The 26821-nt window shown below is 59.6% G+C and carries 23 protein-coding genes; 13 read left to right on the top strand and 10 right to left on the bottom strand.

Going from position 1 to position 26821, the window contains the following annotated elements; all coding sequences use genetic code 11:
* Positions 1-46 precede the first annotated feature (46 nt).
* Positions 47-826: a gamma-glutamyl-gamma-aminobutyrate hydrolase family protein gene (locus ACR3E0_RS14390; RefSeq protein WP_480479497.1), complete on the top strand. Its 780-nt coding sequence runs from the start codon at positions 47-49 to the stop codon at positions 824-826.
* A 40-nt stretch (positions 827-866) separates the two neighbouring features.
* Here the strand turns inward: ACR3E0_RS14390 and ACR3E0_RS14385 are convergent, their stop codons facing one another.
* Together ACR3E0_RS14385 and ACR3E0_RS14380 are read right to left on the bottom strand one after the other, a co-directional pair.
* Positions 867-3107: a xanthine dehydrogenase family protein molybdopterin-binding subunit gene (locus ACR3E0_RS14385; RefSeq protein WP_480479496.1), complete on the bottom strand. Its 2241-nt coding sequence runs from the start codon at positions 3105-3107 to the stop codon at positions 867-869.
* A 3-nt stretch (positions 3108-3110) separates the two neighbouring features.
* Entirely contained in the window at positions 3111-3575 is a 465-nt protein-coding gene (locus ACR3E0_RS14380; RefSeq protein WP_480479495.1) for a (2Fe-2S)-binding protein, read from the bottom strand.
* A 98-nt stretch (positions 3576-3673) separates the two neighbouring features.
* Here ACR3E0_RS14380 and ACR3E0_RS14375 point away from each other — a divergent pair, with 98 nt between their 5' ends.
* The gene (locus ACR3E0_RS14375; protein WP_480479494.1) at positions 3674-4252 is read left to right on the top strand and encodes a TetR/AcrR family transcriptional regulator; all 579 of its coding nucleotides are present in this window, start codon (positions 3674-3676) and stop codon (positions 4250-4252) included.
* On the opposite strand, the gene kynU is transcribed toward ACR3E0_RS14375, so the two are convergent.
* Positions 4245-5438: a kynureninase gene (kynU, locus tag ACR3E0_RS14370; protein ID WP_480479493.1), complete on the bottom strand. Its 1194-nt coding sequence runs from the start codon at positions 5436-5438 to the stop codon at positions 4245-4247. The two genes, ACR3E0_RS14375 and kynU, sit on opposite strands and share 8 nt — an antisense overlap.
* Positions 5439-5609: 171 nt before the next feature.
* Between kynU and ACR3E0_RS14365 the strand changes: the two genes are divergently transcribed.
* From ACR3E0_RS14365 to ACR3E0_RS14345, 5 genes are all read left to right on the top strand, one after another.
* Positions 5610-6059 carry a methyltransferase family protein gene (locus tag ACR3E0_RS14365; RefSeq protein ID WP_480479492.1) on the top strand — a complete coding sequence of 150 codons (450 nt, stop codon included), beginning with the start codon at positions 5610-5612 and terminating at the stop codon, positions 6057-6059.
* Positions 6060-6188: 129 nt separating this feature from the next.
* A complete protein-coding gene (locus ACR3E0_RS14360; RefSeq protein ID WP_480479491.1) occupies positions 6189-7760 on the top strand; it encodes a Re/Si-specific NAD(P)(+) transhydrogenase subunit alpha in 1572 nt (523 codons plus the stop codon).
* 13 nt (positions 7761-7773) lie between these two features.
* On the top strand, positions 7774-9228 hold the full coding sequence (locus ACR3E0_RS14355; protein WP_480479490.1) for an NAD(P)(+) transhydrogenase (Re/Si-specific) subunit beta: 1455 nt from the start codon (positions 7774-7776) through the stop codon (positions 9226-9228).
* Positions 9229-9523: 295 nt separating this feature from the next.
* Positions 9524-10801 carry a DUF3422 family protein gene (locus ACR3E0_RS14350; RefSeq protein ID WP_480479489.1) on the top strand — a complete coding sequence of 426 codons (1278 nt, stop codon included), beginning with the start codon at positions 9524-9526 and terminating at the stop codon, positions 10799-10801.
* A 70-nt stretch (positions 10802-10871) separates the two neighbouring features.
* Entirely contained in the window at positions 10872-12008 is a 1137-nt protein-coding gene (locus ACR3E0_RS14345; RefSeq protein ID WP_480479488.1) for an MFS transporter, read from the top strand.
* An 8-nt stretch (positions 12009-12016) separates the two neighbouring features.
* Here ACR3E0_RS14345 and ACR3E0_RS14340 read toward each other — a convergent pair whose 3' ends face one another.
* From ACR3E0_RS14340 to ACR3E0_RS14330, 3 genes are all read right to left on the bottom strand, one after another.
* Complete coding sequence (locus ACR3E0_RS14340; RefSeq protein ID WP_480479487.1) at positions 12017-12997, bottom strand: ABC transporter permease; 981 nt, start codon at positions 12995-12997, stop codon at positions 12017-12019.
* Positions 12990-13997: an ABC transporter permease gene (locus ACR3E0_RS14335; RefSeq protein WP_480479486.1), complete on the bottom strand. Its 1008-nt coding sequence runs from the start codon at positions 13995-13997 to the stop codon at positions 12990-12992. The genes ACR3E0_RS14340 and ACR3E0_RS14335 overlap by 8 nt, the downstream gene beginning before the upstream one ends.
* Before the next feature lie 96 nt (positions 13998-14093).
* Positions 14094-15800 (bottom strand): peptide ABC transporter substrate-binding protein, encoded by a 1707-nt coding sequence (locus ACR3E0_RS14330; RefSeq protein WP_480479485.1) that lies wholly within the window; start codon positions 15798-15800, stop codon positions 14094-14096.
* A gap of 283 nt (positions 15801-16083) precedes the next feature.
* Between ACR3E0_RS14330 and ACR3E0_RS14325 the strand changes: the two genes are divergently transcribed.
* Genes ACR3E0_RS14325 through ACR3E0_RS14305 form a run of 5 tightly spaced genes read left to right on the top strand, consistent with a single transcriptional unit; the run spans position 16084 to position 22648 of the window.
* Complete coding sequence (locus ACR3E0_RS14325; protein WP_480479484.1) at positions 16084-17904, top strand: ABC transporter ATP-binding protein; 1821 nt, start codon at positions 16084-16086, stop codon at positions 17902-17904.
* Between the two features lie 5 nt (positions 17905-17909).
* Positions 17910-19076, top strand: coding sequence for an acetylornithine deacetylase (argE, locus tag ACR3E0_RS14320; protein WP_480479483.1), 1167 nt, complete (start codon positions 17910-17912; stop codon positions 19074-19076).
* 43 nt (positions 19077-19119) lie between these two features.
* Positions 19120-20286 (top strand): M20 aminoacylase family protein, encoded by a 1167-nt coding sequence (locus ACR3E0_RS14315; protein WP_480479482.1) that lies wholly within the window; start codon positions 19120-19122, stop codon positions 20284-20286.
* Between the two features lie 15 nt (positions 20287-20301).
* Complete coding sequence (locus ACR3E0_RS14310; RefSeq protein WP_480479481.1) at positions 20302-21465, top strand: M20 aminoacylase family protein; 1164 nt, start codon at positions 20302-20304, stop codon at positions 21463-21465.
* 19 nt (positions 21466-21484) lie between these two features.
* On the top strand, positions 21485-22648 hold the full coding sequence (locus ACR3E0_RS14305) for a M20 aminoacylase family protein (RefSeq protein ID WP_480479480.1): 1164 nt from the start codon (positions 21485-21487) through the stop codon (positions 22646-22648).
* Positions 22649-22700: 52 nt separating this feature from the next.
* Here ACR3E0_RS14305 and ACR3E0_RS14300 read toward each other — a convergent pair whose 3' ends face one another.
* Both ACR3E0_RS14300 and moaA read right to left on the bottom strand, forming a co-directional pair.
* Positions 22701-24029: a 3-deoxy-D-manno-octulosonic acid transferase gene (locus ACR3E0_RS14300; protein ID WP_480479479.1), complete on the bottom strand. Its 1329-nt coding sequence runs from the start codon at positions 24027-24029 to the stop codon at positions 22701-22703.
* Position 24030: 1 nt separating this feature from the next.
* Complete coding sequence (moaA, locus tag ACR3E0_RS14295) at positions 24031-25038, bottom strand: GTP 3',8-cyclase MoaA (RefSeq protein WP_480479478.1); 1008 nt, start codon at positions 25036-25038, stop codon at positions 24031-24033.
* A 90-nt stretch (positions 25039-25128) separates the two neighbouring features.
* On the opposite strand from moaA, the gene ACR3E0_RS14290 reads away from it, so the two are divergent.
* Positions 25129-25542, top strand: a complete 414-nt coding sequence (locus tag ACR3E0_RS14290) for a hypothetical protein (protein WP_480479477.1) — start codon at positions 25129-25131, stop codon at positions 25540-25542.
* Here ACR3E0_RS14290 and ACR3E0_RS14285 read toward each other — a convergent pair.
* Together ACR3E0_RS14285 and ACR3E0_RS14280 are read right to left on the bottom strand one after the other, a co-directional pair.
* Positions 25530-26216, bottom strand: coding sequence for a DNA alkylation repair protein (locus ACR3E0_RS14285; protein WP_480479476.1), 687 nt, complete (start codon positions 26214-26216; stop codon positions 25530-25532). The two genes, ACR3E0_RS14290 and ACR3E0_RS14285, sit on opposite strands and share 13 nt — an antisense overlap.
* A 6-nt stretch (positions 26217-26222) precedes the next feature.
* Positions 26223-26765: a pyridoxamine 5'-phosphate oxidase family protein gene (locus tag ACR3E0_RS14280; protein WP_480479475.1), complete on the bottom strand. Its 543-nt coding sequence runs from the start codon at positions 26763-26765 to the stop codon at positions 26223-26225.
* Positions 26766-26821 lie beyond the last annotated feature (56 nt).

Raw genomic sequence — 26821 nt, 5'->3', positions numbered from 1 at the left:
CTCCGGATAGCTTCTTTGTAACAAAGTGAACTGCAAGGATAACTGAATGCGTCGACCCGTCGTCGGTATTATCGGCAACTCGTATCTCATGAACGATCAATACCCGACGCATGCCGGTGGGACGATGAATTCCGATGCTGTGGCAAATGTCTCGCAATGCCTGCCGCTGCTGATCCCCGCCGACCCGCGCTATGTTTCGGTTGAGGAATTGCTGGAGGTTTGTGACGGGTTTCTGCTGACCGGCGGGCGCCCCAATGTGCATCCCGAGGAATATGGCGAACCGGCCACGGATGCGCATGGCGAGTTCGACCGCGCGCGGGACGCAATTACCCTTCCGCTGGTGCGGGCCTGCGTGGAACGCGGCCAACCTTTCCTGGGCATTTGCCGGGGGTTTCAAGAGGTCAATGTGGCCATGGGCGGCACGCTGTATCCTGAAATCCGTGATCTGCCGGGTCGGATGAACCATCGTATGCCGCCTGACGGAACGCTTGAGGAGAAATTCGCGCTGCGCCATGTGGTGACTTTGTCGCAAGATGGCGTTTTCCATCAGATGTTCGGTGCGACCGAGGTGATGACAAACACCCTGCACGGTCAGGGCCTGAAGTCGCTGGGGCAGCGTGTCGTCATTGACGGCCATGCGCCAGATGGGACCCCCGAGGCGATCTATATCAAGGATGCGCCGGGCTTTACGCTGTCGGTGCAGTGGCACCCTGAATGGGACGCGATCAACGATCCGGTGTCACGCCCGCTGTTCGAAGCGTTTGGAGCAGCCGTTCGGGCCTGGTCGACCGGATCGGATGCGCAATTGATCCAGAAATCCGCCTGAACGCGGCACCGGCCCATATGCCAGGACCGGTGGGCGGGGATCAGACCAGCAGATTGAACTGATTGATCAGTGGCAGAGTGCGCGCGCGCCTCCCGGTCAGGTCAAACAGCGCATTGCCCAACGCCGGCATCGAGGGCGGTGTTCCGGGCTCACCTGCGCCACCCATATGACGGTTGGTTTCAAGCACGCGTACCTCGACCTGCGGGGCCGTATGCATGCGGAGCGCATCGTAGTCAGGGAAGTTGTACTGTTGGACCTCACCCTCGGCAAAGGTGATCTCACCGTAGCAGGCCGCCGACAGACCGTACACCATGCCCCCGAACATCTGCGCCTTGACGTTGTCCGGATCCAGCGCAAGCCCCATGTCACAAGCAATCCAAGCCTTGGTGATGCGGATCGTGCCGTCCTCGTCCACAACCTCGATCACCTGAGCGACCGGCGTGCCAAAGCTGTAGGCGAACGCAACGCCGCGCCCGACGCCCGCAGGCGTCTCGCCGGTCCAGCCCGACATTTCTCGCACGGCTTCTAGGCAACCCGCAGAGGGGGCATGTTCGTCTTTCATCAGTTCAAGGCGAAATTCCAGCGGGTCGCGGCCTGCGGCGTGGGCCATTTCGTCCATGAAGGTCTCGTGGAAAAAACCGTTATGGCTGTTGCCGACCGATCGCCAGAACCCGACCGGAATCGCCAGATCGGCGATATGCCCGCTCATGCGATAGTTCGGCACGGCGTAGGGTTGGTTGAAGAAGCCTTCGACCAGAACTTTGTCTGGCCCCGCTCCGGGCAAGCCCGTATAGCGCTCTACCGCCTGCTGCGTGCAGGACTGAGCGGCGAGCTTGCCGTCGATCAGAACCGCCTTGCCATCCTGAACCGCGCCACGCATCCAGGCCATTGCGCCGGGTCGGTAATAGTCATGGCGCATGTCCTCTTCCCGGCTCCAGGTCGTCTGGACGGGAGTGCCGGGCATGGCCATGGCAACCTTTGTGGCGATCTCGCCGAAATCCAGCTCGCCCCGCCGGCCAAATCCGCCGCCCAGATAGGTGGTATGTATCTGAACCGCCTCGGTGTCGAGATTGGCGGTATTTGCAACGCGGAACTGGATCAGCGTCGGGGCTTGGTTCCCACACCACAGTTCCAGCGCGTCTCCGGTATAGAGGGCCGTTGCGTTCATAGGCTCCATGGTGGCGTGAGCCAGATAGGGCACTTGGTACTCTGCCGTGATTTCCGTCGCGCCCTCGGGCGTGACGCTGACATCCCCGTCATCGCGCATTGTCGAATTGGGCGCGTCGTCGAACGCCTCGGCAATCTTGGCAAAGATCGCGTCCGTGTCAGGCGGGTAGGGGGCATCCCCCCAATCCACGTCGATCGCCTCGACCGCCTGATTGGCCAGCCATGTGTTGTTGGCAATCACTGCGACACCGGTGCCCAGATCGACCACTTTCTCGACGCTCGGCATGGAGGCTGCGGCGCTGTCATCATAGCCGTTCATCGCGCCGCCAAGTTTCGGGTTCATGCGGACGCTGGCGAATTTCATGCCGGGCAGACGGACGTCGACTCCGAACTCGGCGGTTCCCGTGGCCTTTTCAACCATATCCAGACGCGGCTGGGTCTGGCCAAGATACCGCCATTCGGACGGATCGCGCAGCGGCACCTCGACAGGCTCAAGATCTGCGGCGGCCACCGCCAGATCCGTATAGGCGATCTTTTCCCCGCCGGGTGCAATGACATGTCCCGATGCGGTCTGCAGAACGGACGGGTCCATGCCCAACCGGTCCGCAGCGGCACGTTTCAGCGTTTCGCGGGCCGATGCGCCGGCCTGACGCATTCGTTCAAACCCGTCCTTCATCGATGTCGAGCCGCCGGTGACCTGCAGGCTGAGCACTTTGCCCAACACGCCCAGTGCCTCACCCAGATTGTGCTGGAAATTCGTGATGTCATATCCCTTGTTGGGCAGCCCCTCTCCGACCAATGCGGAATTGTAGTAGGCCGCCGCTGCCGGGCCATGCAGAACCGTGATCTGATCCAGATCGACGTCCAGTTCCTCGGCGATCAGGGCCGCCCATGTGGTCTTGACGCCCTGTCCCATCTCCGCGCGCGGCGCAAACAGCGTGACGCCGTTCTGATCAATCAGGACAAAGGGGTTCAGCGCGGCCTCGCCCTCTCCGGGTTTCAGCGGATTGGGGGCCGGGCGGCTGACGTAATAGGCGCCGAATGCCACGCCGCCGACGACTGCGGCAGACCCAATCAAAAATGTACGGCGGAGGATTTTACCAATACGTGCCATGGCTTATGCCTCCTTCAGCTTGGCAGCGGCGTCCTGGATCGCGGCGCGGATATGCGGGTATGTGCCGCACCGGCACATGTTGCCCTGCATCGCCTCGTCGATATCAGCATCGGTCGGGGCCGGGTTTTCTGCCAACAAGGCAGCGGCCTGCATGATCTGCCCCGACTGGCAGTACCCGCATTGCGCAACCTGATGATCCACCCAGGCCTGTTGAATGGTGGCCAGCGCCTCCGGGGTTCCGATGCCCTCAATCGTTGTCACGTCGCCCCACACATCCGACAGCGCAACCTGGCAGGAGCGCACAGCCTCACCGTCAATATGAACCGTGCAGGCGCCACAGGCAGCCACGCCGCAGCCAAACTTGGTACCGGTCAGGCCGACCTCATCTCGCAGAACCCAAAGCAGGGGAACATCGTCCGGAAGGTCAACCTGATGAGACGTTCCGTTGATTTTCAGGGTCGTCGCCATGGCGCACCTCTCTTGGTTGTGGCTTGCCCTGACATAATTGTTGAAAAGTGTCAGTGTGTCAATTGACAAAATTAACAAAAAATGTCAGTGATCCACATATGAAAGATTCAGCTGACGACACCCGGCAAAAGGCAATTCTGACTTCGGCTTTTCAAGCATTTGCCGCCTACGGATTCCGCAAAACGTCGATGGACGACATTGCGCGCGGTGCGGGGATGTCCCGCCCTGCGGTCTATTTGCACTACAGGAACAAAGAGGACATTGTTCGCAGGCTCACGCAGTTGCACTATGATGAGAAGATCAGCGCGGTTGAAGCGGCGCTGGCCGGTGATGGACCTGTTTCAGATGTTCTGGCCAAGGCCATTCACGCCCAGACGGATGGCATGGCCGCGATTCTGGCGTCTCCGCACGGGCTGGAGATGCTGGACATGTCCAAATCCATGTCCACCGATATTGTCGAAACGGGTGAGGCAAGGCTGACCGATCTCTATACGGCGTGGTTGGCGCGCGAAGCAGATGCTGGCCGGGCACGCTTGCAACACAAGCCCGCAGACGTTGCCAAAACCATCACAAGCACACTCATAGGGATCAAAATGACCGCCTCTGGGGCCAAAGAGTTCGAAAACTGCACAGCGCGGTTGGCTGCTCTGATCGGTGCGGGGCTTGAGGTCAGGTAACCCGCTGTCGGACTTTATACTCGGGTCTGTCCCACAATCTGTTGCGTATGATGTCCGCCAGAATATCCGCAGCCTGCTCGACATCGGCTTCGTCGATATACAAAGGCGTGAATCCAAACCGCATGATATCCGGCGCGCGGAAATCGCCGATCACCCCGCGCGCGATCAAAGCCTGCATTGCCGCATAGCCGTCCTCGAACCGGAATGAGACTTGACTGCCGCGCTGCTCTGGGTCGCGCGGACTCGCGAGTATCAAGCCCGGGCAGGAATCCTCGACCCGCGCCACGAACAACTCTGTGAGTTCGATGGATTTGGCGCGAACATCCGCCATCTCGACCCTATCCCAGACATCCATCGCCGCCGTCAACGCGGTCATCTGGATCACCGGCGGGGTGCCAACCCGCATTCGTTCAATTCCCGACCCGGGGCGATAGTCCAGATCGAAGGCAAACGGGGCCTCGTGTCCCAGCCAGCCGGACAATGCCGGACGCACGTTTTCGGAAAGCCGCGGCGCCGCGTAGATGAAGGCCGGCGCACCGGGCCCGCCGTTGAGATATTTGTACGTGCAGCCCACTGCGAAATCGGCGTTGCAACCGGCCAGATCGACCGGAACTGCTCCGGCGGAATGCGCCAGATCCCAGACTGTAACAACGCCATTGGCATGGGCCAGCTCTGTCAGGGCTTTCATGTCGTGCATGCGCCCAGTGCGATAATCCACTTCGGTCAGCATCAGGACCGCGGTCTCTTCGGTGACGGAGTCTGCCACGTCTTCGGGATCGACGACGCGCAGTTCATACTCGGAGCCAAGAGAGCGCAACAAACCGTCAACCATATACAGGTCGGATGGGAAGTTGCCGTTGTCCGACAGGACGACCTTGCGCCCAGGGTTCAGCTCCAGAGCCGAGGCAACCGCCTGGTAGACCTTGATCGACAAGGTATCACCGACCACGACGCTGCCGGCCTCGGCACCGATCAGGCGCCCGATCCGATCCCCCAGCCCGGTGGGCAGGCCCATCCACCCGGCCTTGTTCCACCCGGTAATGAGCATCTGACCCCATTCGTCGCGCATCATGGCGTGAACCCGGTCGCCTGCTGCCTTTGGCAATGGGCCCAGAGAGTTACCGTCCAGATACAGCACACCTTCCGGCAATTCGAACATGGCCTTTGTCGCAGAGAAATCAGTCATAAGGGCAAACTACCTCGTATTGTGGATCGCCATTTGTCCATGGCCTATCTGATCACCACTGGCCTGTCCATTGATGCGACATACTGAGGTTTTGCCATTCCGGTTCGAAAGCGGTAGGACGTCGCACAGAAACGACATGTGCCACTGCGTGTCGTCAGACGAGGATCGAACATGCGCCGGATTGACGTACCACCTGTCTGGCTGTTGGGGTTCATAATGCTGGCGTGGCTGCAGGGGCGCTATCTGAGTTTCGACCTTTCGCTGAAAGGGGGTCTTACGGGGCTGCTCAGCGGTGTTCTGATCGGGGGCGGTATCCTGCTGGCCGTTCTGGCCATCGTCGAATTCCGGCGTCACCGGACAACGGTTATCCCGCATGAAACGCCGACCGCCATGGTGCAATCGGGCGTCTACAAGCGCAGTCGTAATCCGATCTATCTAGGGGATGTCCTGATCCTCGCGGGTCTGATCCTGCGGTTTGACGCCGTGTTGTCGCTTGTGCTGGTGCCGATATTCGTCTGGGTTCTGGAGCGCCGCTTCATCCTGCCCGAAGAGGATCGGCTGCGCCGAACGTTTCGCGCGGATTTCGCCCGCTACGAACGCAAAACACGCCGGTGGATTTAAGGTGCGACGGACCATGACATCACGTCAAAAATGCTGCGCTTGCGAAATAATCTTGCGCAGGATACATCTTTGCTTAACAAACAATACCGACCACCCGCTCGGTTCGAGTGAGAATTAGGGGGACTGCCAGTGAAAATAGGCACACCAAAAGAAGTACTGGACGGCGAAAACCGGGTTGCGATGACCCCAGAGTCTGCCGTGCAACTGCAGAAACTGGGCTATGACTGCGCCATTGAGAAGGGCGCCGGACAGGCCGCCGGTTTCTCGGATGAAGCCTACAAGGCGGCGGGCGTCGAAATCGTCAAGACCGCAGCGTCTCTGTGGAAGAATTCTGACATCATCGCCAAGGTCCGGATACCGACCGAGACCGAGATGAAGCGTCTGACCAAGGGCAAAACGCTGATTTCCTTCTTCAATCCAGCTGCGAATGAAGACGGAATGGAACTGGCCAAGTCCAAAGGCGCGAATGTGATCGCCATGGAGATGGTGCCGCGGATCAGCCGGGCGCAGAAGATGGACGCACTGTCCTCGATGGCGAATATCGCAGGCTACCGTGCGGTGATCGAGGCGGGCAACAACTTTGGGCGCTTCTTCACCGGTCAGGTCACGGCCGCGGGTAAAGTACCGCCGGCCAAGGTGCTGATCGTCGGCGCCGGTGTGGCCGGTCTGGCTGCCATCGGGACCTCAACCTCGCTGGGTGCGATCACATACGCCTTTGACGTGCGGCCCGAAGTGGCCGAGCAGGTCGAATCCATGGGCGCCGAATTTGTTTACCTCGACTTCGAAGAGGAGCAACAGGACGGTGCGGCGACCGGCGGGTACGCGTCGGTTCAATCGGAAGAATTCCGGAATGCCCAGTTGGCCAAGTTCCGTGAGCTGGCTCCGGAAATTGATATCGTCATCACGACGGCCCTGATCCCCAACCGCCCGGCACCCAAGCTGTGGCTTGAGGATATGGTCAAGGCGATGAAGCCGGGATCGGTCATCGTCGACCTTGCGGCGGAACGCGGCGGCAACGTGGAAGGCACGGTGAAAGATGAGAAGGTTGTAACCGACAATGGCGTCACCATCATCGGCTACACCGATTTCGCCAGCCGCATGGCATCGCAGTCCTCATCGCTTTACGCCACCAATATCCGCCACATGATGTCAGACCTGACACCCGAGAAGGACGGTCAGGTCAATCACGACATGGAAGATGACGTGATCCGCGGGGCGACAGTCACATACGAGGGCGAGATCACCTATCCGCCACCACCACCCAAGATTCAGGCGATCGCGGCGCAGCCCAAGGCCGAGGTCAAGGAACTGACCCCGGAAGAGAAAAAGGCGCAGGAAGTCGCTGCCTTCAAGGCGCAGACCAAGCAGCAGTTCACTCTTTTGGGTGTCGGCGGGGCGCTGATGCTGTTGGTGGGGCTGGTCGCACCGGCCAGCTTCATGCAGCACTTCATCGTCTTCGTGCTGGCAATCTTTGTCGGCTTCCAGGTGATCTGGAACGTCTCGCACAGCTTGCACACTCCGTTGATGGCGATCACCAACGCGATCTCGTCGATCATCATCGTTGGGGCCCTGATGCAGATCGGGTCGGGGTCATTCCTGGTCATTCTGCTGGCGGCGCTGTCCGTCTTCATGGCCGGGATCAACATCTTCGGCGGCTTTCTTGTAACACGGCGCATGCTTGCCATGTTCCAGAAATCTTAAGGAGGCCGGGCACATGGAATTTGGCTTCACCACCGCCGCCTATGTCGTTGCGGCTGTTCTGTTTATCCTGTCCCTCGGCGGTCTGTCGAACCAGGAAAGCGCCAAGCGCGCGGTCTGGTACGGCATCGTCGGTATGGCGCTGGCGGTTTTTGCAACGCTGGTCGGCCCGGGATCCGGCCTTTGGCTGCTGTCGCTGCTGCTGATCGCGGGCGGCGGTTTCATCGGCCAGTACGTCGCACAGCGTGTGCAGATGACCGAGATGCCGCAACTTGTGGCCGCGATGCACTCGCTGGTCGGTCTGGCGGCTGTCTTCGTCGGCTTCAACGCGCATTTCGAGATCGGAAACGTGGCACAGGTCATGGCAATTGTGGATTCTGCCAGTCAGGCTGACCTGTCCGATCTGGGTGCCTTTGCCAAGCTGATTGCCAAGAAGACACCGGCGGAACTGGCTATCCTGCATGTCGAACTGTTCCTGGGTATCTTCATCGGTGCGATCACCTTTACCGGCTCTGTCGTGGCCTATGGAAAGCTGGCGGGCAAAGTGACCTCGGCGGCAACCAAACTGCCGGGCGGCCACGCGCTGAACGCTGGTGCGGCGGCTTTGTCGTTCATCTGTCTGATCTGGTACACCAGCTCGGGCGGTTTTTTCCCGCTGTTCCTGATGACTCTGGCGGCGCTGTTCATCGGGTATCACCTGATCATGGGCATCGGTGGCGCCGACATGCCGGTGGTTGTTTCGATGCTGAACAGCTACTCGGGCTGGGCAGCTGCGGCAATCGGCTTCAGCCTTGGCAACGACCTGTTGATCGTCGTCGGTGCGCTGGTGGGCTCAAGCGGTGCGATCCTGTCCTACATCATGTGTAAGGCGATGAACCGTCACTTTGTCAGCGTGATCCTGGGCGGCTTTGGTGGCCCTCAGGGTGAGCAAATGGCCGTTGAGGGTGAACAGATTGCCATCGAGGCAGACGGTGTGGCGGCGGCGCTGAACGATGCGGACAGTGTTGTGATCATTCCCGGCTACGGTATGGCCGTCGCGCAGGCGCAGCAATCCGTGTCCGAACTGGTCCGCAAGCTGCGTGCACAGGGCAAGAACGTCCGGTTTGCGATCCACCCTGTTGCGGGTCGTCTGCCGGGCCATATGAACGTTCTGCTGGCCGAGGCCAAGGTGCCGTATGACATCGTTCTGGAAATGGATGAGATCAACGAGGATTTCCCGGATACGGATGTGGCCATTGTGATCGGGTCCAATGACATCGTGAACCCTGCGGCACAGGAAGACCCCAACAGCCCCATCGCCGGCATGCCGGTTCTGGAATGCTGGAAGGCCAAGCAGGTGTTTGTTTCGAAACGCGGTCAGGGTACGGGGTACTCGGGCATCGAAAATCCGCTGTTCTTCAAGGAAAACACCCGCATGTTCTATGGCGACGCCAAACAGTCGCTGGACAAGCTGCTGCCCATGATCGACTGATCTCAGCGTTGGTAAAACGAAAAGGCGCCTCAAGTGGGCGCCTTTTTTGTTTCTTCACGCATCGACGTTGTCTGACGGAAAAAGAATTGGCTGAAAAGAAGGTGTGTTGGATTGATGTCTCAGGAAACCAAGCTTCGCTTCACGCAAATCAAATCAATCCGCCCAAGCTCTGGAAGCCAAATCAATGAGATAGCGGACTTGTATACCGTTGTATCCTTGTAAGTATCTGAAATAAAAAGAGAATTGATGTCATGCGCATATAGCGTATAGTCCCCCGGATGAAAGGGACCCAAGAATGACGCCGATTGACGACCATCCTTTGCGCTATGCTTTGGCCAATGAATTGCACGCGCGCCCTTTTCCGGTTGCCAAGGCGCCTTGCACAGTCGTCTTTCTGGCGATCAAGAAACCGGTCGAGGCCGTTGCGCGCGATCGCGGTGAAGATATTGCCCACCTGATCGATCTGCTGGATCGGCACGGTGCTCAGTACCCACAGCCGGACGCGACGCATTATTCCGGCCAGATTGGCCGGCACTGGTTGAAATGGGAGCAGCATACAGAGTTTGTGACCTACACGGCCATCACGCAAAACGTCAGCGACCGCGCCTTCAATCCGGCCGACTTCGAAGTGTTTCCCGAGGATTGGCTGTTGGCCAGTCCCGGACAGCGAGTCACCTCGGCCATGCTGCGCGTTGTCCCGCGCGACGACGACGATGCCATTATGTCTGAATTGGCGGAATGGTTCGAACCGGAAAGCCTGGCCGTGGCCAACGTGCTGGACGATTCAGTGATCTGCGCCAGTGACTTTCGCATCGATCCTGCAGGCCATATGCGATTTGCAGTGTTCGTGTCAGAGGGCACGGGCCGGCGGCGAACCGGTCGCGTCATACAGCGCCTGTGTGAGATCGAGACGTACAAGGCCATGTCGATGCTCGGGTTTGCCCGTGTCAAAAGCCTGATGCCGCGGATCGGTGAGCTGGACAAACGCCTCACGGAACTGATGGTGGAAATGACCGATGGCGACAACCATCCGGATGATCTTTTGCCACAACTGCTAAAAACATCGACCGAGCTGGAGACATTGTCGGCCCGCTGCGCCTTCCGCTTTGGCGCAACGGGCGCCTACGAAGCCATCGTGAATCAGCGGATCGAGGTTCTGCGGGAAGAGCGGTTTCACGGCGGGCAGACCTTTGCCGACTTCATGATGCGCCGATATGATCCCGCCATTCGAACCGTCAAATCGACCGAGAAACGCCTGCAGACGCTGTCGGACCGGGCCATCAGGGCCGGAGAGTTGCTACGTACCCGCGTCGATGTGGAACGCAGCGCGCAGAACCAAGCCTTGTTGGAAAGCATGGACCGGCGCGCGGATCTGGCACTGCGGCTTCAGCATACGGTCGAAGGGTTGTCAGTGGTTGCCATCAGCTACTATGCGGTCTCGCTTGTCAGCTATCTGTTGTACCCGTTGACGCAGGCCGGGATCAGCAAAGGCATGCTAACCGCCGTCGTCACGATCCCCGTTGTTCTGGCCGTTTGGTTTGCGGTGCGCCGTATCCGTCGCCGACTGGAGTAAGAATAGCTTGCCACGGGCGGGCACCTTAGTAGAACTGGCCGCCATTGGACATTTGCGACCAGAGGTTCCAGTGATCGGTGTAGTTTCTGCCTGGCGGGCCGTGGCCGCCATGTTCATCCTGAACGGTGCCTTGTTTGGCATCTGGGCCTCTCGCATCCCCGCCGTGCGCGATCACCTGAATCTCAGCCATGAAGATCTGGGCTATGGTCTGCTGTTCATGGCCGCAGGGGCGGTCTGTTCCTTTCCCGTGACCGGACGGCTGACGGATCGGTTTGGGGCTGTTTCAGTGACCCGCATCATTGCGGTCCTTTACACGTTTTCACTGGTTCTGTTGCCCCTTGCAGGGACCTTTGCAGCACTTGCAGCCTTTCTGTTTCTCTTTGGTGCGTTTCATGGGTCAATGGATGTGGCGATGAATGCCTGGGCGGCGGAAGTTGAGCAATCCTACGACAAACCGCTCATGTCGTCCTTTCACGCGATGTGGAGCCTTGGAGCCGGTCTGGGTGCGGTCAGCGGCTTTGCCGCTGTAAGCTTTGGGCTTTCCGTTATGCAGCATTTCCTGCTGGCCGGCGGTGCGGTGGTCATCTTCGCATTGGTCCTGTCCTGGGTACCATGGACATCGCGGCAGTCTGTGTCCTCGCAGGCTTCTGTATTTGCACTGCCTTCAGGCGCGCTGATCCTCGTTGGTTTCACTGCCCTTTGCGGCGCTCTGGGTGAAGGCGCGGTCGCCGATTGGAGCGCGATTTTCCTGCGGGATGTCACGGGTGCGGCCGAACGCGTGGCCGCACTGGGCTATGCCGTGTTTTCCGTTGCCATGGTGGTCTGCCGACTGGCAGGTGGCGTTGCAATCGCCCGGTTTGGGCCTGTCGCATCGGCCCGTTTCGGCGGTGTTTGCGCGGCGATTGGTGTGTTCTGTGTTGTGTCGTCGGGAAACGCGCCGGTGGCTCTGGCGGGCTTCACTCTCATGGGGGTTGGGTATGCAGTCATCATGCCGCTGGCGTTCAGCCGAGCCGCAAGTGACCCGCATGTGCCACCGGGTCAGGCAATCGCCAGTGTCGCCACGTTGGGATATGGAGGATTGCTGATCGGCCCGCCAATGATCGGATTTCTGGCCGAGCTTCTGACCCTGCGGATGGCCTTCGCAGTCCTGCTGCCATTGGCTGTTCTGATCATACTGTGCGCCGGCGCGCTACAGCGCGCCGACTGATTGCTGGTTCAGCGCCCGCGAATGCGCGGGTCGAGCGCGTCGCGCAGACCGTCACCCAAGTAATTGACGCTCAGCACCGTCAGCGAAATCGCAAGTCCGGGCCAGAACACACGCTCGGGGTATTGCTGCAGATAGTCAACGCCGTCGAACAGCAAGCGGCCCCATGTCGGAAAGTCAGGCGGAAAGCCCAACCCCAGGAAGGACAGGGCACTTTCCGTGATGATTGCCGTGGCAATGCCCAGCGTGGCCGACACCATGATCGGTGACAGCACGTTGGGCAGGATATGCCGCGTGATGATCTGTCCGTTGCTGGTCCCGATGGATCGGGCCGCCAGGACGAACTCACGCTCTTTGATGGCCAAAACGTCACCCCGAACGATCCGCGCGGTGGGCATCCACGACGTGATGCCGATGGCGCAGACGATCAGGATGAAGATCCCGCGTTCCAAGCCAAAGGCCGCCGACAAAGGCTCGCGGAACAGCAGCATCATGACCAGCAGCAGCGGCAGCAGAGGCAGCGCCAGGAACAGATCCGTCAGGCGCATCAGCGGGCCATCAAGGCGTTTGAAAAAGCCGGCGACGACGCCGATGAACGAACCAAGGAACAGGGCCAAGAGCATTGCGGTGATGCCAACGGAGACCGAGGTTTGGCCACCTGACATCATCCGGGCGAGAATGTCCCGGCCTAGCTGGTCGGTGCCAAACGGATGCGCCAGACTTGGTCCCTGATTTCGGGACCGGATATCGATCTGCGTGGGATCAATCGTCCAGATGTAAGGCCCCAGATAGACTGCGGCGACGATGAAAATGAACAGGACGGCTCCGATCATCGCGCCTTTGTGGGTTTTGAACTGATCCCAGACATCCCGCCATTGACTGCGTGGCGGGGTGGCCAGTTCTTCCATCACGTCGGATGTTGGCAAGGCCGTCGAGGCGGGGGCGAGGCCTTCGTCAGGGACCAGCGTATCGGTACGATCATGATCAGTCATAGCGAATCCTCGGGTCCAGAATGCCGTAAAGCACGTCAGCGATCAGGTTGAACAGAACGATCAGCACGGCGAAGATGAAGGTCAGGGTTTGCACCATGGGCAGGTCGTTGGCCTGAATGGCCCCGATCAGCAACTGGCCGATGCCGTTTACCTTGAACACCTGCTCGGTAATGATCGCGCCGCCAAAGATGGCCGGAATCCCCAACGCGATCACGGTGACAACCGGGATCATCGAGTTGCGCAGAACATGCACCATGACCACGGTATATTCACTCAGACCCTTGGCGCGAGCAGTGCGAACGTAGTCCTGATTGAGGTTATCCAGCATCGAGGCGCGCATGAAGCGGCTGAGCTGTGCGGTGATCTGCAGCGCCAGAACCATGACCGGCATGATCATCTGCTTGAGCTGCACGACAAAGCTGTCCCAACTGTTGACCACATGGGTGGTGTCATAGATCGACGGGAACCAACCCAACTGGACCGAGAAGATCACGATCACCAGAACCCCCGAGAAGAACGGTGGAACCGAAAAGCCGACCATCGACACGAAAGTGCCCATCTGGTCGAACCAGGAATACTGGCGGTAGGCGGAATAGATGCCGATGGGCAGGGCGATCAGGATGGCGACCACGTAGGCGGTGCCGACAACCCACAGGGTCTGCGGGATACGCTGAACGACGATGTCCATGACGGGTGAGCGGGTCTGCCACGAAATCACACGCAAGTCACCTTCGGAGAAGGTTGTGCCGAACATGTGATCGATCAGAACCTGCGGTTCAATCCAGAAGAACTGCACGATCCATTTCCAGAACCGGATATGCATCGGCTGGCCAAGGCCAAGGGCCTCGCGCATCTTCTCTTTGACTTCGGGCGGAACGGTGAGGGGAACCTGCGCCATCGGATCGCCGGGTGCGAGTTCGAGCAGCAGGAAGATAACGAGACTGATGAACAGCAGCGTGGGTACGGCCAGTATCAGTCGTCTGATGGTGAAGTTGAGCATTTACAAGGCGCCTTTATATGCGTCTTCTTGTTGGTGGAAAATGCGAAAGACCGCGCCCCGACAGGAATCGGGGCGCGGTTTTTGCATAGCTAACGGTTAGGAACCGGTCTTGCGGTACCAGTCAGCGACGTTCCACAGCTCGCTGTCCCAGACGTTCAGGATAACACCACCCAGGGTGTTTGCGTGCGCCGACAGACGACCACGGTGCACCAACGGGATCATACCGCCGTTCTGAACAATGATATCATTCAACTGCTTGCCGATTTCGGCGCGAGCTTCCAGACCAGCTGTCTCGGCCAGTTGTGCGTGCAGCTTGTCATACTCAGCGTTGCAGAAGCGGCTGATGTTTTCACCCTGCCACTGCGTGTCAGGACGCGGAGCCTTATCGCACAGACCGTTGCCCAGATAGGATTGCGGGTCGGTGCCGTTGAAGGTGTTGGCGTACATCTCAACGTCGGCATAGAACTTCTGGAAGGTATCGGGCGAGCCCGGATCCCCACCAAAGAAGACCGATGCGTTGATATTGCGCAGTTCGGATTCGATACCGATCTGGCTCCACCATTCCTTGATCAGTGCCTGGAAGTCCTGACGAACGGCGTTGGTCGAGGTCTGATAGACGATTTTCAGCGGAACGCCGTCTTTTTCGCGCACGCCATCGCCGTCAGTGTCGACGATGCCCGCATCGTCCAGCAGTTTCTTGGCGCCCTCGATATCCTGAGTGTCGCAGGTCATCGAAGTTGAATTGAACGCAGCCGGAGCTGGAACCCAGTTACAGGTCACGCGACCTGCCTGACCATATCCGATTTCCACCAGCAGCGGGCGGTCGATCGCCAACGACATTGCCTTGTAAACCGCCGGGTCCGTCAGGAACGGATGCGGATGTGCAGCGGTTGAGCGCTCACCTTCCGGCAGATCAGGCGATGGGTTGGTTTGGTTTAGCATGATACGCTCAACCAGCGGGCCAAAGCCAGCCACCGGTGTACCTTTGCCACCTTCCTGCATCTGCGCGATCACTTCGGGCGCCAGTTGCAGGTTCCAGGCATAATCAAACTCGCCGGTTTCCATGACCGCGCGGCCAGCCGCCGTTGCGTCGCCGCCGCCTTTGAACGTTACGGTTGCAAATGCCGGTTTTGCCGGATCGCGATAGTTGTCATTGGCCTTGAATGTGATGACGTCGTTCGGTTTGAACTCGGTGACAACAAACGGACCGGTGCCGATTGGGTTGAAGTTCTGCTCGGTGCATTCGGGAGCTTTTGCGCCCACGCAATCGGCAAACTGCGCGGCCTGGATGATCGGGCTTTCACCGCCGACGAAGGGGCCATAGGGGAAAGGGGTTGGTGCGTCGAAGGTGACCTTGACGGTCATGTCATCCACAGCCTCGACAGAGGTCACGCCTTCAAACTTTGTCACCTGCGCGCAGCCGCCTTCGGGGTGCATACAGTATTCCGCAGTGAACTTCACATCAGCCGAGGTGAACGGTGTGCCGTCCGACCACGTTATTCCCGGGGCGATTTTCCAGGTGATCGTGGTCAGATCTTCGCTGACGCCACCGTTTTCAACCGTCGGAATCTCGGAGGCCAGAAACGGAACCATGTTGCCGTCTTGGTCGTAGCGCGCTAGCGGTTCAATCACCAGCGAAGACGCTTCCACATCCTTTGTGCCGCCCGACAGGAACGGGTTCAGGATCGATGGCGCCTGCCAGTAAATGATGCTGACATTGCCGTCCGATCCACGCTCGGCAAAGGCCACCGGGGCCATCGCCGTGCTTGCGATCGCGCCAAGCAAAAGGGTTTTGATTTTCATCATACACTCCATGTTGGACACTTGTGTGTCTCAATGTATCTCCGCAAGGCCTGCGGATTTGGCGTTGCCGCGCTGGGGTAAGGTGCTGATTTTGAATCGCAAAATCAGGTGGCCCTGCTGTGATGCCGTACTCTCCCCAATACGGTTACGCAGGTTATCGAAACAGAACTTTAGAAAAATGCAAGGGCTGCCGCTGCGAAAAATGGCAACGGGTTTGACTTTTCGGGCGTTGCCGCCTTAGCGTCAGGCATTCGAACAAAAAGATGCCAAGGGGAGCGCCTGCGTGCTGGACCAACCTATTGCCCAGATAAAAAAACTTCGCGTCGAGTTTCAGACCAAGGACGGTCCTGTCGTCGGGGTCGAAGATGTTTCGTTCGAGGTGAATCCGGGCGAAACCGTTTGTATCGTTGGTGAATCCGGCTCGGGCAAATCGGTGTCCTCGCTGTCCCTGATGCGTCTTGTCGAGTTCGGTGGAGGCGAAATCGCGGGTGGAGAGTTGCTCTTTGACCGCCGCGACGGCGATGAGATGGACCTGTCTCAGGCGGATCAGGATCTGATGAAACAGATTCGCGGCAACGAGATCGGCATGATCTTTCAGGAGCCGATGACCGCTCTGAACCCCGTCTTTACTGTCGGCCGTCAACTGACCGAGGGGTTGCGGATTCACAAGGACATGTCCAAATCCGAGGCCGAGGCCCGTGCTTTGGAGTTGCTGCGTCAGGTTCGCATTCCGGAACCTGAGCGGCGGCTCAAGCAGTATCCTCACGAATTGTCCGGTGGGATGCGTCAGCGCGTGGTGATTGCCATGGCGATGGCTTGCGAGCCACGGCTTTTGATCGCGGATGAGCCGACAACTGCGCTGGATGTGACCATTCAGGCCGAAATTCTTGCTCTGATGGATCGCCTCAAGCGGGAAACCGGGACCGCGGTGATGTTTATCACCCATGACATGGCAGTGGTCGCGCAGATGGCTGATCGCGTGGTGGTCATGTTCCGCGGCAACAAGGTCGAAGAAGGGCCGGTCAAGGACATCTTCGAGAACCCACAGCACGAATACACCAAAGCCCTGCTTGCCGCCGTGCCCAAGCTGGGCGAAATGCAGGGTAAATCTGCGCCCGAGCCGATGAAGTTGCTGGGGGAAGAGGATCAGACCATTGCTCCGATCCCGGGAACCGAAGAGGTCCTGCTGTCGGTCAAAAACCTGACCACGCGGTTCCCGGTCAAAGGCGGCCTGCTGCGGCGCACGATTTCCAATGTACATGCGGTTGAGGACGTGTCCTTTGACCTGAACAGGGGGCAGACGCTGAGCCTTGTGGGTGAATCCGGTTGTGGCAAATCCTCGGCCGGCAGGTCCATCCTGCGGCTGGTGGAGCCGATGTCGGGTGAGATCGATCTGGACGGCGTTGACATCATGAAGCTGGACCAGAGCGGGTTGCGCAAGGCGCGTCTGGACATGCAGATGATCTTTCAGGACCCCTTTGCGTCGCTGAACCCGCAGATGCAATTGGTCGATCAGGTGGCCGAACCGATGCGCAACTACGGCGTTGCGTCTGGATCGGAACTGCAGGACCGTGTCGCACAACTGTTCGACAAGGTGCAGTTGCCGCGCAGCTTTATGCGCCGTTTCCCGCACGAAATGTCCGGTGGTCAACGGCAGCGCATCGCGATTGCCCGCGCATTGGCCCTGAACCCCAAACTGATCATTGCGGACGAGGCGGTTTCCGCGCTCGACGTTTCGGTTCAGGCGCAGGTTCTGAACCTGATGATGGAATTGCAGTCCGAACTGGGCCTGTCCTACCTGTTCATCAGCCACGATATGGCGGTGGTCGAGCGGGTCAGCCACTATGTTGGCGTGATGTATCTGGGCCGGATCGTCGAACTTGGGCCACGCGCACGGGTCTTTGAAAACCCACAGCACGCGTACACGCAGGCATTGATGAAGGCCGTTCCGATCGCGGACCCGAACAAACGCAAGTCGGAAAAGGATTTGAATTTCAAACCGATCCCGTCCCCGATCCATCCGATCGGCTACGTACCCGAGCCATCGGAATACCGCGAGGTTGAACCGGGTCACTTTATCCTGACCAACGACAGCGGGTACTAACGCCGATGCCACAGCGTCTGACGCCGCTGGAGATCATGACCAGGCTGATCTCATTCCCGACGGTGAGCCGCGACAGCAACCTGCCGCTGGTGGATTGGGTCGAAGGTTACCTGCGCGATCATGGTATCGAACCTCACCGCTGGCCCGATCCGGATCAACCGCACAAGGCGGCCCTGTTCGCCCATGTCGGGCCGGTGGAAGATGGCGCAATCGTCCTTTCGGGCCATACGGATGTGGTGCCTGTTGATGGCCAGCCGTGGGACACCGACCCGTTTGAAGTGGTCGAAAAGGACGGTAAGTATTTCGGGCGTGGGACCTGTGACATGAAGGGCTTTGATGCCTTGGCCATCTGGGCTCTGGTCGAAGCGCAGCATGCAGGAGTGAAACGCCCCTTACAGCTGGCGCTCAGTTTTGACGAAGAGGTCGGGTGCACGGGCGCGCCTCCGATGATCGAAGCGATGCAGGGCGTGCTGCCGAAGGGGTCGGCCGTGATTGTCGGCGAGCCGTCGATGATGCAGGCAGTCACTGGTCACAAAGGTGGCTTTGGCTACGGCACCCATATCATCGGGTTCGAAGTTCACAGTTCGATCATGCATACGGGCGTGAATGCGATCATGGAAGCCGCCCCCCTGATCGACTGGGCCAACGCGCGAAACGTCGAAAACCGGGCCGCTGAGCCAAGTGATATTGCAGCGGTTTTCGACCCCCCCTGGACCACCTGCCATGTCGGCATGATTCAGGGCGGCACGGCCCATAACATCACTGCAAAAGACTGTCGGTTCATGATGGATTTTCGTGTCGTACCCGGGGAAAAGGCCGCACAGTGGCGCGATGCTTATCTGCAGCAAGTCTGCAAGGCCGAGGCGCAGATGCAAGCGGTTCACCCGGAAGCCCGAATCGAGGTCTCTGAAAGTTTCGCGGTGCCGGCGCTCGTTCCGGAACAGGATGGCGAGGCTGAGACGTTGGTACGCGCCCTGACCGGGGACAATGCCAGCCATGTCGTGAGCTACGGCACCGAGGCGGGCCAGTTTCAGGAGGCAGGGTATTCCGCTGTCATCTGCGGACCGGGTGATATTGCGCAGGCGCATCAACCCAACGAGTTTATTTCGGCTGCCCAGTTCGATGCCGGGCATCGATTCATGGAACGTCTGGTGGACAAGCTGTCCGGCTGACCCGTTTCAACGACGTGTCAGATGTTTAGAGGGAGGTTTTGGAGTGCCGGTTAAGAACAGGCTTGCGGAAATGCACAGCGAAATCACCAAATGGCGCCGTCATCTGCACGCCCATCCCGAACTGATGTATGACGTCCACGAAACCGCTGCCTTTGTCGTGGATCGCCTGCGCGAGTTCGGCGTGGATGAGATCACGCCGGGGATTGGCAAAACCGGCGTTGTCGCGGTGATCCGGGGGCGCGAGGACACCCAAGGGCGCGTGGTTGGATTGCGCGCCGATATGGATGCGTTGCCGATCGAAGAGGCAACCGGACTGGACTACGCCTCGACCGTTTCCGGCAAGATGCATGCCTGCGGGCATGACGGGCACACCTCGATGCTGCTCGGTGCCGCTCAGTATCTTGCCGAGACGCGGAATTTCGATGGCACGGTCGTGTTGATCTTTCAGCCGGCAGAAGAGGGTGGCGCAGGGGGGCTCGCCATGTGTCAGGACGGGCTGATGGATCGGTGGGGCATTCAGGAAGTCTATGGAATGCACAACATGCCCGGTCTTCCGGTCGGAGAATTTGCGATCCGGTCGGGCGCGTTACTGGCCTCGTCCGATGAGTTCGAGATCGTCGTAACCGGCAAGGGTGGGCACGCGGCAGCACCCCATGACGCGGTCGATACCACGCTTGTGGCCGCGCACATCGTTGTGGCGCTGCAGTCGGTTGTGTCGCGCACCGTCGATCCGATCAAGCGGGTCGTTCTGACGGTCGGCACCTTTGAGACCGACAGTTCCGCCTCCAACGTGATTGCACATACGGTGCGCCTGCAAGGCACGGTCCGGACACTTGATCCTGAGTATCGTTCGGTCGCGGAAGAGCGGGTGCGCAGAATTGCCGAAGACACGGCCTCGGCGTTTGGGGCCAGGGCCGAGATTGTTTGGACACCGGGATATCCGGCAACGGTAAATTCCGAAGCGGAGACAGCGCATGCGGCTGAGGCCGCGGCCGCGGTCGCGGGCAAAGTGACCGAGAACACCGATCCCATCATGCCGTCCGAAGATTTTGCGTACATGCTTGAAGAACGGCCCGGAGCCTACATCTTTGTTGGCAACGGGGACACGGCCATGTGCCACCACCCGGAATACAATTTTGACGACGACGCGATTCCCGCCGGCTGCAGTTGGTTTGCCGAGCTTGTGGAACGACGAATGCCCGTCGCCTGATACAGGGAGAATGACATGCCGATAAAAAACCGCCTCGCAGAGATGCATGAAGAGATCACCGGGTGGCGGCGCGACATTCACCAGCATCCGGAAATTCTGTACGACACCCATCGCACCAGCGCCTTGGTGGCCGAGAAACTGAAAGAGTTCGGCTGTGACGAGGTAGTCACCGGCATTGGCCGGACCGGTGTAGTGGGTGTCATTCGCGGCAAGACGGATACGCAAAACCGGGTGATCGGATTGCGGGCCGATATGGACGCTCTGCCGATGCAGGAGCAGACAGGTCTTGAGTATGCGTCACAGACACCAAATGCGATGCATGCCTGCGGGCATGACGGTCACACAGCGATGGTTCTGGGGGCTGCGAAGTATTTGGCGGAAACCCGAAACTTCGACGGCACCGCAGTTGTGATTTTTCAGCCCGCCGAAGAAGGCGGCAATGGCGCCGAGGCGATGTGCAAAGACGGTCTTATGGACCGGTTCGGTATTCAGGAAGTCTATGCCATGCACAATGTCCCGGGCGTTCCCACGGGGCAATTCGCAATTCGGTCCGGGCCGTTGCTGGCCGCGGCGGATGAGTTCGAGATCCATCTGGAAGGGCATGGCGGCCACGCGGCCAAACCACATGATACTGTCGACACAACGGTGATGCTGTCCCAGTTGGTTGTCGCTTTGCAGACCGTGATCTCGCGCAACGCCGACCCGATCCAGCAGGGTGTTTTGTCGGTGACCTCGGTCGAGACCTCCTCGAACGCATTCAACGTGATCCCGCAATCGGCCAGCGTGAAAGGGACGGTGCGCACCCATTCCAATGACATGCGCAACATGATCGAAACGCGTCTGACGGAGGTTGCCGAAGGGGTTGCGGCCACCATGGGCGGCACGGTTAAGGTGACCTACACACATGGTGTCCCCGTAACGATCAACGCCAAGGAACAGACGGGATATGCCGAAGAGGTGGCGATCTCGGTCGGCGGCAGCTGCGCCGAGGCCCCCATGGTGATGGGGGGTGAGGACTTTTCCTTCATGCTGGAGGAGCGTCCGGGTGCCTTTATCGTGCTGGGCAACGGCGACAGCGCCGGGCTGCACCACCCCGAATACAACTTCAACGACGAGATCATCCCGATCGGATGCTCGTGGTTCGCGGAAATGGTCGAGCGCCGGATGCCGGCGGCTTGACGTAGGAGAGAGAGAACACATGCCAGTCAAAAACCGCTTTGCCGAGCTGCAGGATGAAATCACCGCGTGGCGACGTGACATTCACGAGAACCCGGAAATCCTGTTCGATACCCATCGCACCAGCGCTCTGGTCGCCGACAAACTCAAAGAGTTCGGCTGCGACGAGGTGGTCACCGGCATAGGCCGCACCGGCGTCGTGGGTGTCATCAAAGGCAAGGCTGACAGCAATGGAAAGGTCATTGGGCTACGTGCCGACATGGATGCGCTGCCGATCCACGAAGCAACCGGCTTGGACTATGCCTCGAAAACACCCGGCGCCATGCATGCCTGTGGCCATGACGGTCACACGGCGATGCTGCTGGGGGCTGCGAAATACCTGTCGGAGACCCGTAACTTTGACGGTACCGTTGTGGTGATCTTCCAGCCCGCCGAGGAAGGCGGCGGCGGGGGTCGTGAAATGTGTGACGACGGGATGATGGACCGCTGGAACATTCAGGAGGTCTATGGAATGCACAACTGGCCTGGCAAGCCGGTCGGCAGTTTCTCGATCCGCCCCGGTGCGTTCTTTGCCGCCACCGATCAGTTCGACATCACATTCGAAGGCCATGGCGGCCACGCCGCCAAACCGCATGAGACCGTGGACACGACCATCATTGCCGCCAAGGCCGTGCTGGCGTTGCAGACGATCGCGTCGCGAAACGCAGACCCGATCGATCAGGTCGTGGTTTCGGTGACGTCGTTTGAGACATCGTCAAAGGCGTTCAACGTGATCCCCCAGACGGTTCAGATCAAGGGCACGGTGCGGACCATGAGCAAGGACATGCGCGATCTGGCCGAACGGCGGATCAACGAGATCTGCAATGGAATAGCGGCCACGTTCGGGGGCACGGCGGATGTCACCTATATCCGAGGCTATCCGGTAATGGTGAACAGCACCGAGCAGACGGACTTTGCCGCAGATGTTGCGCGATCGGTGTCCGGTGATTGCGAAGAGGCCCCGCTTGTCATGGGCGGCGAGGATTTTGCCTTTATGCTCGAAGAGCGCCCCGGTGCCTACATTCTGGTCGGCAACGGGGATACGGCGATGGTGCACCATCCCGAGTACGACTTTAATGACGAGACCATTCCGGCGGGGTGCAGTTGGTGGGCTGAGATCGTCGAGCAACGGATGCCTGCAGCCTGATTAAGGGCGTCTACGGGCGAGGGGCCAGCCCCTCGCGCTCCCCGAGGTATTTTTAGCCAGATGAAGAGGGATCCGATGTCGATCCGGCGAGGTTGAGAGACCTGCAGAGCGTGTCTGTGACCGTGTTCAGTGCGTCTTTCTGAGTGGTAACGCAGGATCGGGCCGCGCTGCGCGCTTGCGCCAGGGCGGTGTCATCTGCCAGCCAGGTTTGGACGGCCTCGGCCAGGTCTTGTGCCGAGCGGACTTCAATAGCGCCGCCGGTTGTGATCAGCGGCGCGAAAGTTTCGGCAAAATTGAAGTAACCCGGCCCGGTGATCACGGCAGCCCCGGCCTGTGCAGGTTCAAAGGGGTTGTGGCCGCCGATCTCTTTCAGGGATCCCCCCAGAAAAACAATGGGGCTCAAGGCATACCATGTGCCGGTTTCCCCAAGAGTATCAGCCACATAGACCTGCGTGTCCCCGGAGATTTGATCACCTGCAGCGCGAAAAGCAGCCGCCAGACCGGCACTGTCCAGGACCGCCGCAACGTCCCGGCGCCGGTCCGGGTGGCGCGGGATCAGCAGCAGCAGCAGGTCGGGCCAGCGGTCCAACAGTCGTTTGTGCGCGCTCAGAACGGTTTCCTCTTCGCCAGCGTGGGTGGAACTGGCAACCCAGACCGGCCGATTGGGGACTTGTTTCCGGACCTCTTCAAGCGTCGCCGCGTCCACCGGCAAAGGATCGGACATTGCCTTCAGATTGGTGCCGGGATGCACCCGGTCGGCAGGTGCGCCCATGGCAGTCAGATTTGTGGCGGTTCTTTCGTTTTGGGTCAGAAACAGCCGGAAATGAGTCAGAATGAACCGTGCGGTTCGGGGTCTTTTTTTCCATCCAGCGACGGATTTGTCGGACAGGCGCGCGTTGAGAAGAGCCAGTGGAACGCCGCTGTTGGCGCTTTCGACGATCAGGCGGGGCCAGATTTCGCTTTCGACAAAGATCCCGGCATCCGGCCTCCAGTGTCTCAGGAACCGGGAAACCGGGCGAGCCGTGTCCAGTGGCGGATACTGGTGGCGTGTGCGGGGCGGCAATCGCTTTTGGATCAAGGCGGCAGACGTGGGCGTGCCTGAGGTGATCAGGAATTCGGCATCCGGCAAGCGCTCGCCCAGACGTGTGATCAGGCTGAGTACAGACAGGCTTTCACCAACGCTCGCAGCGTGAAACCAGATCAACCGCCCGGATGGTCGCGGCAGGCTGGCATGACCCAGCCTTTCCTTCTGCCGAATGTCCGACACATCTGCGGCCGCCAGCTTTCTCTGCACCGCGCGCCAGGCAATCGGCGCGGCAATGGCTGCCAGGCCGCAGTACAAACGGTACAGCAGCGTCGGACGGCCAGATTGGTCCGGCATGTCAGCCGCCTGTGTGGCTCATGTGACGGCTGACCTGACCGTCGATCTGTTGGCGGGAATAGTCGAAATCATGGCCCTTGGGTTTGAGGTTGATCGCAGCGCGGATCGCGTTCTCAAGCGGTTCTTCAGTGTCCGGGTGATCGCGTAGCGGGCCCCGCAGATCGGCCATATCCTCTTGCCCTAGGCACATATACAACTCGCCGGTGCAGGTCAGGCGCACCCGGTTGCAGCTTTCGCAGAAGTTATGTGAAAGCGGTGTGATGAACCCGATCTTTTGTCCGGTTTCATGAAGGCGGACATAGCGCGCGGGCCCACCTGTGCGTTCAGCAAGATCCGTGACCGTGTAATGGCTTTCATATTCCGCCCGCACGTCCTTGAGCGACCAGTATTGGCCCAGCCGGTTCTCGTTGCCGATATCCCCCATGGGCATAACCTCGATCCAGGTCAGGTCCATGTCCCGTTCGGCGCACCATTCGGTGATCCGGGGCAGTTCCTCTTCGTTAAAGTCTTTCAGGGCAACGGCATTGATCTTGACCCGCAAACCTGCCTTTTGCGCCGCATCGATACCGGCCAGCACCTGTTTCAGGCGGCCCCACCGGGTGATCGCGCTGAACTTGTCTTCGTCCAGTGTATCCAGCGAGACATTGATCCGGCGCACGCCGGCAGCATACAGGTCGTCGGCGAACCGGCTGAGTTGTGACCCGTTTGTGGTCAGCGTCAGCTCTTTCAGCGCGCCGCTGTCCAGATGCCGCGTCATCGCATTGAAGAACGTCATGATGTCGCGGCGGACAAGGGGTTCGCCACCGGTAATTCGCAGCTTTTCGACACCCATTTTGATAAAGGTCGAGCACATCCGATCCAGTTCTTCCAGCGTCAGCAGCTCTTTTTTGGGCAGAAACGTCATGTTCTCGGACATGCAGTAAACACAACGAAAATCACAGCGATCCGTAACGGAAACGCGGAGATACGTGATGGCGCGGGCGAATGGATCGATAAGCGGGGCTGTCATGCGACATAGGTAAAGCTGGAACAGGCCCGCGACAAGGGTGAACTGTGCTTTGGGCTGGTGCAGATGCGCGCAGGCCTATAGGCTCGACCCATGAGATATGTGCTTGTGATCATGTGTATTCTGGTGGCTGGCTGCGATGCTGTACGATCAACGACGGATCGCGTGTTTGGCGGCGCTAGGGCGCCCGCCGAGACCGAGCCCGCGGTTGTCGACGAAACCCCGGAGCTCGAGCCCGTTGCGGCGGGTGCGGGATGGGCCGGCGCCAAGACAACGGTTGCAGGATTGGGCGATCCGACGACGCCCGGGCGGTGGATGCAGACACCACTGGTCGATACCGAATTCACGGGGCGCGTAGTCGTGCCCAGAACCGGCGCGCAGGCCTACATCACACTGATACCGGCGTCGGGCCCCGAGGGTGGCGGCAGCCGGTTGTCGCTGGATGCCATGCGGGCTTTGTTGATACCGTTTGACGAGTTGGTCGAGGTTGAGGTCTACGCCAACTGACCTTTGAGGTATTTGCCCGCTTCTTTGCGCGCAAACGGTTTCATGGCGTCTCCGTATGCTGCCAGAAACGCAAGGACGCGTTCGGGATCATGCTTTGACAGTTCGCGCAGCCACCATGCGATGGATTTCTGAATGAACCAGTCGCGGTCCGGTACGTACCCGGCGGCCCAGCCGAGTATCCGGTCGCGGCGCTGCAGGTCCTCGGGCTTGGGATGGTTTTGCTTGGTCCAGGGCAGGGTGGCCACCAACGCAGCGCGCCGGGTCCACATATGGTCTGATGTTGTCCAGGTTTCGACCTGATCCAGCCGCGACGGGTCGGCGGACAACCGTTTTTGCATCGCCATGCACGCGTGATCCGCCACCGCCCATGCATCGAAATCGGGCAGCCAGCTTTGCAGCAGATCCCAGACCGCGATATCGGGCCGGATGCGGGCCTGCGTCAGCAGTTTTGCCGCGGCCAGACGCCCCTCGTGGATGTTCGTCCGCCACAAAGCGTCCGCCAATCTGACCCGGCCGGGCACGTCAAGTTGGCGCCGCCACGCTTTGGTCAGATCGTTCAGGACCGGGTTTGGCACTCCGAGGTATGGGCGATCTGCCTTGTGATAAGACGCCATCTGGGTGGCGCGTTCGGGGTCAGCATGCGCTTTGATCTGATCGAGATAGTCCTGCAACATGGCGACCTAGACCGGCACGCCTGTGGGTTTGCCGTCGATGGTATGCTGGTTCCGGCCCGTCCAATAGCTGCGGATTTCATCGTCCGACTTTCCATCCACCCATTTCTGCATGGTGTCACGCTCCGACTGGTACTCCATGAAAGGCACGGCGTAGCCGCAGGACGTCTGCACCAGATCGATGTCGACATCGTAGATTTGCCGAGCGCTGCGATGGCTTGGAAAAAGTGTACTCAGCGTGTTCCAATCGTTGTCTTCGGTATAGATCGTGCGTGCGGTTCCATAGGTGCGCAGGATCAGGGGGCGGGTGGTGAAGGAACACCACATCAGGGTCATGCGGTTGACGTCGAGCAGGTGTCCGGCTGTTTCGTTGCCGCTGCCGGTCAGGTTCATCCAGACTATCCGGTTCGGCCCCAAAACCCGAAGCGAATCCATTCCCTTGGGCGAGATGTTGACGCGGCCATCTTTTGCGGCCGAGCCGACGAAGAACATGTGTTGATCTTCGATGAAGCTCTGGTGTGCCGGGTCGATTTCCGAGAATTGCTTGGCCATGCATGGCTCCAAGAACTGTTGTGCATTGCGGCAGAATCTACGGTGCCACTGGTGCC

The sequence above is a fragment of the Ruegeria sp. AJ12 genome (assembly GCF_056536245.1).
This window is presented reverse-complemented; position numbering and strand designations above follow the sequence as displayed.